The organism is Ekhidna sp. (genome assembly GCF_965212185.1).
GTDB lineage: Bacteria > Bacteroidota > Bacteroidia > Cytophagales > Cyclobacteriaceae > Ekhidna.
In genome coordinates this window covers 1269940-1282424 of sequence record NZ_OZ243102.1, presented here as the reverse complement: position 1 = coordinate 1282424, position 12485 = coordinate 1269940, and the positions used below count along the sequence as shown (strand labels likewise).

Below are 12485 nucleotides of genomic sequence, written 5' to 3'. Positions count from 1 at the left end.
TTCTCAATTTTTCATTTTCAATTATCAATTTCTAATTGGTTGGTCCTAAGAATTTAGTCTTTACTGTTTCCACCAATTCATCACCTGAAAAAACTCCTATTGTCGCCATGGTACTCATTTTTTCTATATCTCCAGGATTCATGATTATAAAGAATGCCCCCTGACCTATTCCTTGTTCAGCCAGGTCAATCTCACCTCCTACCATTTCAATCTGTCCATTCGGTTCAATAAGTTCGAAGCGCACTTCCATGGCTTTATTGGTTTTATTTATCATTTTCACCTGATAGAGGTTTGTAATCATTCCATCTTCTCTCTCTTGATATAAAATTCCGGGAGTCCGCAAAATGGTCGTCTCAAAATCTGACCTAACCAATAATAAGGTCACTAATACGCCAATCAAAAGAATAAGAACGCCTGAGTAAGCCCTCATTCTAGAGGTAAACTTGAATGGCCTTTTCTCAACAATGTTCTCCTCAGAAGCATATCTAACCAGCCCCCTCGGTTTTCCAATTCGATCCATAATGGAATCACATGCATCAATACAGGCGGTACAGTTGACACATTCCAGCTGAGTTCCATTGCGGATATCTATACCGGTAGGACAAACAAATACACATTGCTTACAATCAATGCAATCTCCTTTGCCAACTGCATCTCGGTCCTCATCTTTACGGAATTTCGCTCGATTCTCTCCACGTTCATGATCGTAAGCTACCACCACACTTTGTTTGTCGAGCAACACACCTTGCAGCCTTCCATAAGGACAAATGGTGGTGCATACTTGCTCACGCATCTGGCTAAAAACGCCATAGAAAAGACCCGTAAAAACAATCATTGCGATAAATCCACCGGTATTTTCTGCCGGGCCACCTTGAATGATGTCCCAAAGTTCATTTACACCCACCAAGTAAGCCATGAACGTATGCATGATGAGCACACTGACTAAAATGAACAGTACATGCTTGATTGATTTCTTGGTTACCTTTTCTTTATTCCATGGCTTCTTATCCAACTTTTTCTGAGCCATGTAATCTCCTTCAATCCAATATTCGATCTGCCGAAAAACACCCTCCATAAATATGGTTTGTGGACAGATCCATCCACAAAAAATACGGCCAAAGACTACTGTGAAAAGAATGATAAAAACAAGGGAAGCAAGCATCCCAATCACAAATAAGAAGAAATCTTGAGGCCAGAATACCTGACCGAATATGATGAACTTCCGTTCGAAAATATTGAATAATAAAAATGGTTGGCCGTCCACTTTAATGAATGGAGCGCCTAATAAAAACAAGAGCAGGAGATAACTAACCAGTGCCCGATAGTTAGTAAATTTTCCTTTAGGTTTTTTAGGATAAACCCATATTCGTTTCCCTTCTTTATCAACTGTAGACAAATGATCACGAAATGTCTCCTCAGCGGTTTCCTGCTCCTGATATATATCTTTTACGTCAGCCATTTAAAATGATTCACACTTAATTAGACCATCTCAAAAGGTTCGTCATTGTGAGCATTGCGAAGCAATCTTTATGAAATTTTGCCACTTCAGTTCTTGAGATAGCCGCACTTCGTTCGCTATGACGTTTCTTAATTTTTGAGATGGTTGATTTTTTTCTCGCTAGCAACATTCTCCTTCTTCCAAGTCGGCTTCATCGTCTACATAGTCAGGATTGGTCGCTGGATCTTCATCACCTTCCATCTCCCCATCATTACGCTCAAATAAGTCCCCTTGAGGCTCTTTCGGATCTGCAGCTACATTTCCTTCCATCATGTAGATGTAGCTTGCTACCTGTTGCATCTTCTTAGGAGAAAGCTGAGCCTCCCATGCAATCATACCTTTTGATGGTACACCATATTTGATGGTTTTAAAAATGGAAGGCATATCTCCACCGTGAATCCAATACTTATCTGTAAAATTCGGGCCGACTCCTCCTCCTCCATCTGCTGCATGACAAACTGAGCAGTTTGCATCATAAATAGCTTTTCCCGCATTTATATCAGCAGTTTCTGTTGCCAGAGTAACATTGCTTTCATCTATCAAATCCCCTAATGAAGCAAGGTATGTCTTCACATCTTCTTCTGCTTGCATCATCTCCGTCTGAAATTCTTCATCTTGACTCTGACCAGTACCAAGAACTTCATAGTTGATGAGGTAAACGACCCCAAATAATATAGAAATATAGAACCCATACAGCCACCACGGTGGTAATCGATTGTCTAGCTCTCTGATACCGTCGTATTCGTGACTTGTTGCAACTTCATGTTCTTTAGCTACAGGCACTGAATCATTCAGTCTATTCCAGAATTTTCTCCAGAACCCTACACCTTCTTCTCCTTCTATGGCTGGAATCAATTCCTTCTCCTCTTCCACAATTCCCATTTCAGCTTTCTTCAAACGAAGAACTACTTTTAGTGCAACCAATAGCGTATACATAGCTGCAATTGCAACTATTGCAACAACAACCGCTAAACCCAGTACTAATTCAATTTGATACTGCTCGAAAAATGATTGCTGAGATGTTTCTTCCTGAGCCATAGAAAGGCCCGGAATCGCCAGGATAAGTATCGATAAAAAGGATTTAAGCTTGCTCATTGTCGGATTCTTTTTCGTTCAACGGAATATTTGAAATGTCATTAAAAAGCTTTTTGTCTACTTTCAGTACATAAATTGTCAACGCGATGAAAAAGACAAAAAAGATGACAAAGGAGATCACAGGATAAATTTCAATCCCAGCGATGGACTCCATATGATGTTTGATAAATTTTAGCATAATCGTATTTTTTTATTTGCCTTCGGCAACTCCTTCTACATTCTTAATATCTGTACCCAATCGTTGCAAGTAGGCTATCAGAGCTATGATTTCTGCATCACTGGTCATTTTAATTCCATCCAATTCAAGCCCTTTAGAAATCAGCGCTGCTTGATTTTCGGCATCAGCTACAGCTTGTTGATCATATCCTTCAGAATATGGAACACCTAGTGTTTGCATTGCGCGTATTTTCTTAGGCAACCGTGCTTTGTCCCACTCTTGCTCGAAGAGCCAAGGATAAGGTGGCATGATTGATCCTGGAGACATACTGGTTGGATCAAGCATGTGATAGAAGTGCCAACTATCCGGATATTTTTTACCTACTCTATGTAAATCCGGGCCAGTACGTTTAGATCCCCACTGAAATGGATGATCATAAACAAACTCTCCAGCTTTGGAATACTCAAGATCAGCTGGATCGTAACGCATCACTTCTGAGCGGAACGGACGAATCATTTGTGAGTGACAAGTGTAGCAGCCTTCTCTTATGTAGATGTCACGACCATTCAATTCAAGTGGTGTATAAGGTTTCACAGTGGAAATCGTGGGGACATTACTTTGAATTAAAAATGTTGGTACGATCTCTATCACTCCACCTATCGCTACTAAAATCAAACTCCACACGAGCATTCTCATCGGCTTCCATTCAAAGATTCTTCTGTGCCAATGTTCACTTTTATCCGGCTGATAATCTTTCATCAATGGTGCAGCCTGGGCTTCAGTTGTTGGTTGGAATTTACCCGCTCGAGCAGTTTTCACGAGGTTATACACCATCACGAAGACTCCACTCAAGTATAACAGCCCTCCAAACGCTCTTAAAGCATACATCGGCATGATTTGAGTGACGGTCTCCAGGAAGTTGCTATAAACTAGCGTTCCGTCAGGATTGAATTGTTTCCACATTAAACTTTGAGTGAAACCTGCCCAATACAATGGAATCGCATAAAAAAGGATACCCATCGTACCAATCCAGAAGTGCACATTTGCCAACTTCTCAGAATGAAGTTTTGTCCCATACAGCTTAGGAATGAGATAATAAAGCATGGCGAATGTCAGGAAGCCATTCCAGCCTAATCCACCGATGTGCACGTGACCCACGATCCAGTCTGTAAAGTGACCGATGGCGTTTACATTTTTTAATGAAAGCATCGGACCCTCGAAAGTGGCCATGCCATAACAGGTAATGGCTACTACCATGAATTTCAGGATTGCATCTTCACGTACCTTGTCCCATGCACCTCTCAAAGTCAGAAGGCCGTTCAACATTCCTCCCCATGATGGAGCGATCAACATAACTGAGAATACCACACCTAATGATTGAGCCCAATCTGGCAAAGAATTGTATAATAAGTGGTGTGGGCCCGCCCATATGTAAATAAAAATCAAGGCCCAGAAGTGAATGATCGAAAGTCTATACGAGTAGATCGGTCGACCTGATGCTTTCGGTATGAAGTAGTACATCAATCCTAAGTATGGAGTAGTCAAGAAGAATGCAACTGCATTGTGACCATACCACCACTGCACCAAAGCATCCTGCACCCCGGCATACCAGGAATAACTTTTCATAAAGTCAATCGGTAGCTCAAAAGAGTTCACGATATGTAGCATTGCTACTGTCACGAAGGTAGCGATGTAAAACCAAATGGCTACATACAAATGGCGTTCACGCCGCTTGATAATGGTCATAAACATATTGAGACCGAACACTACCCAAATCAGTGCAATAGCGATATCAATAGGCCATTCCAGCTCAGCGTACTCTTTCCCGGAAGTCATTCCTAATGGAAGTGTGATTGCCGCCGACAGTATGATCAATTGCCAGCCCCAGAAATGGACCTTACTAAGAAGGTCACTGTACATCCGTGTTTTACACAATCGCTGAAGGGAATAATACACTCCTGCAAAAATTCCGTTTCCCACAAAAGCAAAAATCACTGCATTGGTATGCAGTGGTCTTACCCTACCGAAGGTGGTGTATTGCAATCCGAAATTTGCTTCCGGCCATACAAACTGGCATGCCACAAGAAGCCCAACGGTCATACCTACTATCCCAAATACCGTGGTGGCAATTAGGAAGTTCCGTACCGTGGTGTTGTCATAATGAAAGGTTTCAAGACCTACTTTTTCGTTGTTTTCTGACATTGGTCACTAGGTTTATTACTGATACTTTTAGAAGAGACCGAAGGCCCTTCGTCTTCAAAAAGAATACGGACTGATGGGGTATAATCATCCTCAAACTGCCCCGAACGAGACGCCCATAAGAAGGCCGCCAGGAAGCTGCCTGCTAATAAAAGGCTACATGCGATTAGAATAAAAATTACACTCATAATCCGATGACAAGATTAGCGGAGCATCACAGGGTGACTAATGAGGGCTGTTAGTGCAGGGTATGATTTTTATCAGCCAGCGAGCCGAAGGTGGTGTATGCTTACTCAACCACCTATGTCAGCCAATCTGTCAAGCACTGTCATTTCAGAAGTCATAAAGGCACTCAGTTTGTTTGCTTATGGTCTGCAGCTTTTTATGTCATGAACTATTTAAAAATATCAATATGATTGTCACATCTCATGCAATAAAAGATCATATAAGTCTATGACGAGTCTCATTTAATAAACAGAGAAGATTGGTCATTTTAGTGTCATTAAAACATCAATGATCATGGAACTATCAATATTTATAGCCAGAACACTAGGTGTAGTTTACCTAACCGTAGGGATCGGACTCTTTCTCTTCAGGGAGGTTTATATACTGGCTCTTAGAAAGATTTTAGACAGTCCCGGATATGCATTACTAGGAGGATTTATGGCGATAGTTGGAGGGATGGCAATGGTCAATTACCATAACTATTGGGTCAATGATTGGCGCGTTATTATCACAATTATTGGGTGGATTGCGCTAATTAAAGGAATCTTGATCCTACTCTTTCCACTCTACTTTGATTGGTTTAAAAAGCTATTATTGGTTCGCATCGGAAAAGGTCTCACCATAGTTATTGTAGCGGTTGGTTTATTCTTCACATACTTGGGCTTCCTTAATTAGTTGATCACACTGCTTGCAAAACTTCAATCACAGGCTCCATTATTACCTCTGATTTAATCGAGTTAGAAATAAGACATGCTTTTTCTGATTTCTCTAAAACTCTTTTCGCCCGATCAATGTCTGTTTCTTGTTTGACTGTGACCTTGGGTTTTAGGATGACTTGCGTCATCAATAGTTTACCGTCTACTTTCTCAAGTTTACCCTTTGAATTACAGTTGAATTCAACAAATTCCAATTTTGAATTCTCTGCGATAGCTAAAAAAGTAGTCATCAAACAACTACTTACAGATGCGGTGAATAGATGCTCCGGAGACCAAATTCCGGGAATCCCTTTTGGAAATTCTGGTGGAGTTGCTACATCTATGCATGTATTAGCATCCTTATTTAATTCTGGCGAACACATGACCCCCTTTCGATCTGTATTCCAGGAAATATCAACATTATAAGTATGTGGTTCCATGATAATTTGTTTATAAATTCAAATGCAAATCACTGGCTTCTGATTGAACTTTCTAATGATTTTAGTCATCCTAATAAAGGAGAATGATCAGCTATAGCAAGTGCGTCTTCTTACCAGAAATTACTAACTTCCGATGGTGGATATACGTGTGAAATTTCTTGGAGGAGCCGGGTCTGTAACTGGATCCAAGTTTCTATTGATGGTTGATGATTTCAAAATCCTGATCGATTGTGGTCTTTTTCAGGGACTTAAAGAACTTCGACTCAGAAACTGGGATGAATTACCTATCGACCCTGCCAGCATCGATACAGTACTTCTAACCCATGCACACATAGATCATTCCGGTTATCTACCACTCCTATTCAAAAATGGTTTTGGTGGAAAAATTCATAGCACAGAGCCTACCAAAGAATTAGCAGAAATTCTCTTAACGGATAGTGCCAAACTGCAGGAAGAGGAAGCTGAGTTTGCCAATAGAAAAGGGTACAGCAAACACAATCCTGCAAAACCTCTTTACAAGGTGCAGGATGCCCTGGATGCCATGCATGCATTCGAAGCACATCCTTTTGAAAAGACATTTCGTATTCATGATCAAATTGAGGTGCGATTCTTCCACGCCGGTCATATATTGGGTGCTGCCAGTATTGAAATAAACATCTACACAAGTCAGGGAACCAAAAAGGTGGTTTTTTCTGGAGATCTGGGACCCATGCACAGTCCACTCCACGTTGCACCATCAAACCCTCCGATTGCTGATATACTTTTTATGGAGTCTACCTATGGCGCACGAAATCACAGAGATCAAAATCTGGAGGCAGAATTGCGTCAAATGATCATGGAAAGTGATCAAATGGGTGGCTGCCTGCTAATTCCGGCATTCTCCTTAGGAAGAACCCAACTGGTACTGTTCTACCTCTGGAAAATTTTCCAAAACATGAGGTCAAGACCAGTATATGTGGATAGCCCGATGGCTATAAGTGTGACCAGGCTGTATAAGCAATTTACAAGCTACCATAGACTGGAGAGTGACAGTGAATTCGGACATCACATTTTTGATGCCCCTTTTGTTCATTACGTAACTGAACAGAGCAAGTCTAAAGTGATAAATACAATTAAGGATCGGGCGATTATCATTTCTGCAAGTGGTATGGCTACTGGTGGTCGAATCCTACACCATTTATACCACCGGCTGCCTAATAAGCAGGACACGATACTCTTCACTGGCTTTTTACCAGAGGGAACCAGGGGAAAAGATATTGCAAATGGTGAGGCCAAAGTCAAAATATTTGGAGAAGACGTAGATGTAAAAGCAAAGGTGCATGTGTTGGACGGCTTGTCTGCACATGCAGACCAGGATGAGCTAATGGAATGGTCCGGGCACATAAAGAAGGCACCTAAAATGACCTTTTTGATTCACGGAGAAAAAGAACAATCCAGTGTATTAAAACAACGCATTGAAGGAAAAGGCTGGAATGTGACTATTCCGAATTATCTGGAAACTTTTACGTTGTATGATCATGTGTAGGTGTGTCAATGTCCAGAGTCATTTCCAGTCATGAATTTACTCATTGTTTTTTAGATCCAGTTGAATGAAAATTGCTCTCTTAAAATGGATGTTTAACACTAAAAAAGGTCAAGTCATGTCGCTTATCAAAAGAGATCTCCCCATGCTCAATAATCTCACCGACTTCTTCGATGATGATTGGTTGCAAGCACGATTCACCAATGACTGGACACCTTCAGTAAACGTAATTGAGAATGAAAAAAATTACGAAATTGAAATGGCAGCTCCAGGTATGAGAAAAGAAGATTTCCATGTAACCTTGGAAAATGGGCTTCTTACAATTAGAGGAACTACCGAAAACGAAAAAGAGGAGGACACTCGCAGGTACACACGCAGAGAATTTACAACTCGTTCGTTTATTAAATCCTTTACGCTTCCTAAAAACGTAGATATGGAAGAAATGACCGCAAAATATGATGATGGCATCTTAAGATTAACCATCCTCAAAAAGGAAACAGAGATACTTCCTAAAAAGGAAGTGGTTATTGATTAATTGACATTACTCAATTTATTCTTTTCAAAACGTGGCTGAGCCTGACGACTCAGCCTTTTTGCTATTTACTAGAACTTATCATTAGGCCGTTGATGTTAATCTCATATGTCAAAATTCAATGAACTCATCAATGGAGATCAACCTGTACTCGTTGATTTTCATGCGACCTGGTGCGGACCATGCAAAACAATGGCTCCAATTCTTGAGGAACTCAAAACAGAGATTGGTAGTAAAGCAAGAATCATTAAAGTGGATATAGATAAAAATCCTGGTGCAGCTCAAAAGTATAATGTAAAAGGTGTTCCTACTTTCATTATTTTCAAAAAGGGTCAACAAGTTTGGAGACAATCCGGAGCAATCCCTAAGCATATGTTGGAGGAGGCCATCAAAAGTGCTTAACTTAACTGGATGGAAGCTAATCCAATGGTAACAACAGATTGGTTGCTCAATCAATTAGAAAGTTCAGATGTTATAATCCTGGACGCTACATTGGCTAAGCCTAAATCTGCTGGCAGTATCCCATTCGAAAATCTGCAAGTTCCAGGAGCACAATACTTTGATATTGATCATGCTTTTTCAAATAAATCAATAGACCTTCCGCATATGATGTGTGATCCTGATCAGTTTGAGAAAGAAGCTCAACGTCTTGGGATCAATGAAAATAGTTATGTGGTAGTTTATGATAATCATGGCGTATACTCCTCACCTCGTGCATGGTGGATGCTCAAATCAATGGGATTGAATAATGTATCTGTTCTCAATGGAGGGCTTCCTAAGTGGGTTGAAAACGGGTATCCTGCTGAAGAAAAAATTAGTAAGCCTCATTTGACTGGAAGTTTCAACCCGAATTTCGACACGTCATGCTTTGTTGATGCGAAATATGTATTGGATCATATGGATGATGATAATGTCGTTGTGATTGATGCCAGATCAAAAGGTCGATTTGATGGTACTGAACCAGAACCCAGATCAGGTTTAAGGGGTGGACACATACCTAAATCAATCAGCTTACCATTCACCGAAGTGATTGATGGTCACTTCATGAAAGAAAAAAGTGAACTCCAACAAATATTTAATACCTACGATCTTGAAGGAAAAAAGCTAGTATTTACCTGTGGATCTGGGCTAACTGCAGGAATCATTCTATTGGCAGCATCCATTGCTGGCCTCAAAGATCTGTCGATTTATGATGGGTCTTGGAGTGAATGGGGTAAGTCCTCCTATCTTCCGGTGGTGACTACTTAAGTCTACGACTCATCCATCCAACCCCAAGCGTTACAAATCCTACTACAGTTACAGAACTTATTGGCATCAGAATAGCAGATATAAGTGGCGTAAGATGACCGGTCATAGCAAATGACAATCCCACAATATTGTATAAAAATGATATCCCAAAAGCAATAAAAACAATGTTTATAATCCCTTTTGAGAAATGTAAAATGTGTGAAATGCTGTTTGCTTTTTCTGAAGATAATATTCCGTCACAAGCAGGGGAAAATTGATGGATATCTTCAGATATTGCAATACCTACTGCTGCCTCTCGAAGTGCTCCTGCATCATTGAGACCATCCCCAATCATCGCATATTTGCCCGAATTAGTCTTTAGATAATTAAGTTTATCAACTGGTTTTTGATTAAAATGAGCGTCATCAAAATAAGGTTTTAGCACGTTCTTTTCACTTGAATTATCTCCTGAAAGCAGGATCGTCCGATATCGTTTTCTAATCTCATCCAGCATATTAAATATGCCGTTCCGATAAACAGACTTTATGATAAATACACCTTGTTTCTTCCCTAATCTGATATAAACTTTTGATTCATTGATTGAAGTATCATCCTCAATTTTCAAATATTCAGCTGACCCCACGCGTACTTCCATGCCACCAACTTTTGCCACAAAACCTTTCCCTGTTTCCTCTTTAAATGAGCTTATCGGAAGCTTTTGGCATTCGGGTAGTTCATTATGAATCAATCGGCTTAGTGGATGGGCCGAGTTCCCTATCGCGGATCTTAAAACTTGAAGATATTCTCCTTCAATCACATCACCTTTATAACCGATTCCTGCCTGATTGGTCGTTAGAGTTCCAGTCTTATCAAACACAATTGAATCTACATTGGCTAGTGATTCTATCACTTCAGCATTTTTAAGATAAAATCCCTGCTTTCCTAACTTTCTCATAGAGTGACCATAAGCAAATGGAAGAACCAGTGCTAAAGCACATGGACAAGCTACAATTAGGACAGCTGTCACTGAATTCCATATTTGCGTTGGATCAGTATCCCACCAGTAAATGGCTGTCAGCAAACTCAACATAATAATTGTTCCAGTGAAGTACTTGCTGATTCGGTCTACCCAGGTATGAAGCCCTGCATTGTCTTCTTTTTGAAAAGAATCGTTATTCCAAAGACTTGTTAATTCACTGCTATTGACTGTTTGTGTGAGTTCTATTTCAAGTTCAGAGCCCTTTTGGCGACCTCCTGCATAAACTTGTTGTCCTACTTCTTTTCTTTCGGGTTTAGATTCGCCGGTGACAAAACTATAATCAATATTCCCTCTTCCAGAAACAATTCTCCCATCTGCTGGAATGAGTTCGTCATTATGAATAACCACCAGATCTCCTTTTTTAAGATCTTTCAAAGATCTTTGGATCTCTTCATCATCAACTTTACAAATGATTGATACCGGAAAGTACGATGTGAAATCCCGATCAAAAGAAAGTGCCTGATACGTTTTACCTTGATACCATTTCCCTATTAAAAGAAAGAAAACAAGTCCAGCCAGCGAATCTACATACCCCATACCCACGCCTGAAATGATCTCATATGCGCTTCTCCCAAAGAGTGTCAGAATTCCTAAAGCAATGGGCACATCAATGTTTAGATTCCTATATCTAATTCCTTTCCATGCTTTTTTAAAATAATCACTTGCAGCATATAGGAGTACAGGAAATGCTAAAGCCAGATTAATCCAATTAAACACCGATTTAAAATCACTGGTTAACAAAAAGTTGCGATCCAAATACTCTGGCATGCTCATCAGCATGGCATTACCAAAACAAAACCCGGCCACTGCTATTTTGGTACCAATGTTTGACTTAACAACCTGATTTTTAGTCCTATCTAAACTATTCAACGATATCCCCGGAGGATATCCTAGTTTCGATAATAAAACAGCCAGCTCTTTTAAACTCTTCTGCTCGTGATTAAAAGTGATAGTGACTTCACGTTTCACGAAATTTACTTCTGCCCTAAGGATCGCAGGTTCTAGTTTAGGCAGATGCTCCAGTAAATAGATACAAGAACTACAATGAATTCCGGGTAAAAACCATTTAACAACCGATAGATCATCACTTTTAAATCGGAGCAACTGTTTTTGAATGTCTTCATTATCAAGAAATCCAAATTTCCTCTCTGCCTTCAGATCTGAAAGTGACTTGTTTTCTCTTGAAGTTTCTAAATAGTACTGATTTAAATTGCTTTGATCCAAAAGCTCATAGACAGCCCGACATCCATAACAGCAGAATTTGTGATTGTCAGCTAGAATAGAATTATCACAAGGATCTCCGCAATGATGACACTTCTGATCTTCAGCCAGTAATTGCTCCATCTCCTGATTTATTTGGCACAATCATGACAGGAATTCCACTCTCCTTAATCATACGAATGGTGTGACTACCAATTTCATTGTTTGCTCCATTACTATTAATTCCGACAATCACTAAATCAAAATGGTTATTCTTTATGAAGTTCATCATTTCATCATCAACATTACCGGAAAGAACCACATTCTCAATTCGGTCTTGTGCATCACTTAGATCATGTGATAGTTGGTTCATCCTATTTTTCATTCGCTCAAGCATCTCTTGACTTGCCACTCCAATGTCTTTGTTTAGATACTTTGACGCAATTGGGTAAACATGTAAAAATGAGAGCTTAGTATTTCCATCTAACTGAGATAATTCTATTCCCACCTGAGTAGCTTTCCAAGAGGCGGGAGAAAAATCTGTAGGTATTAGTATGCTTGAGATCACGCGTGGTTTAGCAGTTATTTAGATTCAAAAGTAGAGTGGTCCATTTTGCGGCTTGTTGACATTCGTCATTATACTGGTTGAATTTTGT

At 40.0% G+C, this 12485-nt stretch carries 13 protein-coding genes; 5 read left to right on the top strand and 8 right to left on the bottom strand.

The genetic code is table 11. The features are described from left to right. Positions 1 to 31: 31 nt before the first annotated feature. The 5 genes from ccoG to ccoS form a co-directional block, all read right to left on the bottom strand. Positions 32 to 1459: a cytochrome c oxidase accessory protein CcoG gene (ccoG, locus tag ACOMC3_RS05690; RefSeq protein WP_420318563.1), complete on the bottom strand. Its 1428-nt coding sequence runs from the start codon at positions 1457 to 1459 to the stop codon at positions 32 to 34. 159 nt (positions 1460 to 1618) lie between these two features. Next, entirely contained in the window at positions 1619 to 2593 is a 975-nt protein-coding gene (locus ACOMC3_RS05685) for a cbb3-type cytochrome c oxidase N-terminal domain-containing protein (RefSeq protein WP_420318562.1), read from the bottom strand. Continuing rightward, on the bottom strand, positions 2580 to 2771 hold the full coding sequence (locus ACOMC3_RS05680) for a CcoQ/FixQ family Cbb3-type cytochrome c oxidase assembly chaperone (protein WP_420318561.1): 192 nt from the start codon (positions 2769 to 2771) through the stop codon (positions 2580 to 2582). Before ACOMC3_RS05680 ends, ACOMC3_RS05685 begins: the two co-directional genes overlap by 14 nt. A gap of 12 nt (positions 2772 to 2783) precedes the next feature. Then, on the bottom strand, positions 2784 to 4952 hold the full coding sequence (ccoN, locus tag ACOMC3_RS05675; RefSeq protein ID WP_420318560.1) for a cytochrome-c oxidase, cbb3-type subunit I: 2169 nt from the start codon (positions 4950 to 4952) through the stop codon (positions 2784 to 2786). Further along, positions 4928 to 5137 carry a cbb3-type cytochrome oxidase assembly protein CcoS gene (gene ccoS, locus ACOMC3_RS05670; RefSeq protein WP_420318559.1) on the bottom strand — a complete coding sequence of 70 codons (210 nt, stop codon included), beginning with the start codon at positions 5135 to 5137 and terminating at the stop codon, positions 4928 to 4930. Before ccoS ends, ccoN begins: the two co-directional genes overlap by 25 nt. A gap of 331 nt (positions 5138 to 5468) precedes the next feature. Between ccoS and ACOMC3_RS05665 the strand changes: the two genes are divergently transcribed. Further along, positions 5469 to 5849 (top strand): hypothetical protein, encoded by a 381-nt coding sequence (locus ACOMC3_RS05665; protein WP_420318558.1) that lies wholly within the window; start codon positions 5469 to 5471, stop codon positions 5847 to 5849. A 4-nt stretch (positions 5850 to 5853) separates the two neighbouring features. Here ACOMC3_RS05665 and ACOMC3_RS05660 read toward each other — a convergent pair whose 3' ends face one another. After that, entirely contained in the window at positions 5854 to 6309 is a 456-nt protein-coding gene (locus tag ACOMC3_RS05660) for an OsmC family protein (RefSeq protein ID WP_420318557.1), read from the bottom strand. 133 nt (positions 6310 to 6442) lie between these two features. Here ACOMC3_RS05660 and ACOMC3_RS05655 point away from each other — a divergent pair, with 133 nt between their 5' ends. From ACOMC3_RS05655 to ACOMC3_RS05640, 4 genes are all read left to right on the top strand, one after another. Further along, positions 6443 to 7834: an MBL fold metallo-hydrolase RNA specificity domain-containing protein gene (locus ACOMC3_RS05655; protein WP_420318556.1), complete on the top strand. Its 1392-nt coding sequence runs from the start codon at positions 6443 to 6445 to the stop codon at positions 7832 to 7834. A 64-nt stretch (positions 7835 to 7898) separates the two neighbouring features. Then, on the top strand, positions 7899 to 8366 hold the full coding sequence (locus ACOMC3_RS05650; RefSeq protein ID WP_420318555.1) for an Hsp20/alpha crystallin family protein: 468 nt from the start codon (positions 7899 to 7901) through the stop codon (positions 8364 to 8366). Positions 8367 to 8471: 105 nt separating this feature from the next. Beyond that, positions 8472 to 8765 carry a thioredoxin gene (trxA, locus tag ACOMC3_RS05645; protein WP_420318554.1) on the top strand — a complete coding sequence of 98 codons (294 nt, stop codon included), beginning with the start codon at positions 8472 to 8474 and terminating at the stop codon, positions 8763 to 8765. A gap of 9 nt (positions 8766 to 8774) precedes the next feature. Further along, positions 8775 to 9611, top strand: coding sequence for a sulfurtransferase (locus tag ACOMC3_RS05640; RefSeq protein ID WP_420318553.1), 837 nt, complete (start codon positions 8775 to 8777; stop codon positions 9609 to 9611). Here the strand turns inward: ACOMC3_RS05640 and ACOMC3_RS05635 are convergent. Then, entirely contained in the window at positions 9604 to 11973 is a 2370-nt protein-coding gene (locus ACOMC3_RS05635; RefSeq protein WP_420318552.1) for a heavy metal translocating P-type ATPase, read from the bottom strand. The two genes, ACOMC3_RS05640 and ACOMC3_RS05635, sit on opposite strands and share 8 nt — an antisense overlap. Continuing rightward, positions 11954 to 12397: a universal stress protein gene (locus tag ACOMC3_RS05630; RefSeq protein ID WP_420318551.1), complete on the bottom strand. Its 444-nt coding sequence runs from the start codon at positions 12395 to 12397 to the stop codon at positions 11954 to 11956. Before ACOMC3_RS05630 ends, ACOMC3_RS05635 begins: the two co-directional genes overlap by 20 nt. Positions 12398 to 12485: the final 88 nt, after the last annotated feature.

Coding starts and splice junctions, on each gene's coding strand:
- ACOMC3_RS05635 (WP_420318552.1), bottom strand. CDS start 11,973: ATGGAGCAATTACTGGCTGAAGATCAGAAGTGTCATCATTGCGGAGAT.
- ACOMC3_RS05685 (WP_420318562.1), bottom strand. CDS start 2,593: ATGAGCAAGCTTAAATCCTTTTTATCGATACTTATCCTGGCGATTCCG.
- ccoN (WP_420318560.1), bottom strand. CDS start 4,952: ATGTCAGAAAACAACGAAAAAGTAGGTCTTGAAACCTTTCATTATGAC.
- ccoS (WP_420318559.1), bottom strand. CDS start 5,137: ATGAGTGTAATTTTTATTCTAATCGCATGTAGCCTTTTATTAGCAGGC.
- ACOMC3_RS05665 (WP_420318558.1), top strand. CDS start 5,469: ATGGAACTATCAATATTTATAGCCAGAACACTAGGTGTAGTTTACCTA.
- ACOMC3_RS05640 (WP_420318553.1), top strand. CDS start 8,775: ATGGAAGCTAATCCAATGGTAACAACAGATTGGTTGCTCAATCAATTA.
- ACOMC3_RS05650 (WP_420318555.1), top strand. CDS start 7,899: ATGAAAATTGCTCTCTTAAAATGGATGTTTAACACTAAAAAAGGTCAA.
- trxA (WP_420318554.1), top strand. CDS start 8,472: ATGTCAAAATTCAATGAACTCATCAATGGAGATCAACCTGTACTCGTT.
- ACOMC3_RS05660 (WP_420318557.1), bottom strand. CDS start 6,309: ATGGAACCACATACTTATAATGTTGATATTTCCTGGAATACAGATCGA.
- ccoG (WP_420318563.1), bottom strand. CDS start 1,459: ATGGCTGACGTAAAAGATATATATCAGGAGCAGGAAACCGCTGAGGAG.
- ACOMC3_RS05655 (WP_420318556.1), top strand. CDS start 6,443: ATGGTGGATATACGTGTGAAATTTCTTGGAGGAGCCGGGTCTGTAACT.
- ACOMC3_RS05680 (WP_420318561.1), bottom strand. CDS start 2,771: ATGCTAAAATTTATCAAACATCATATGGAGTCCATCGCTGGGATTGAA.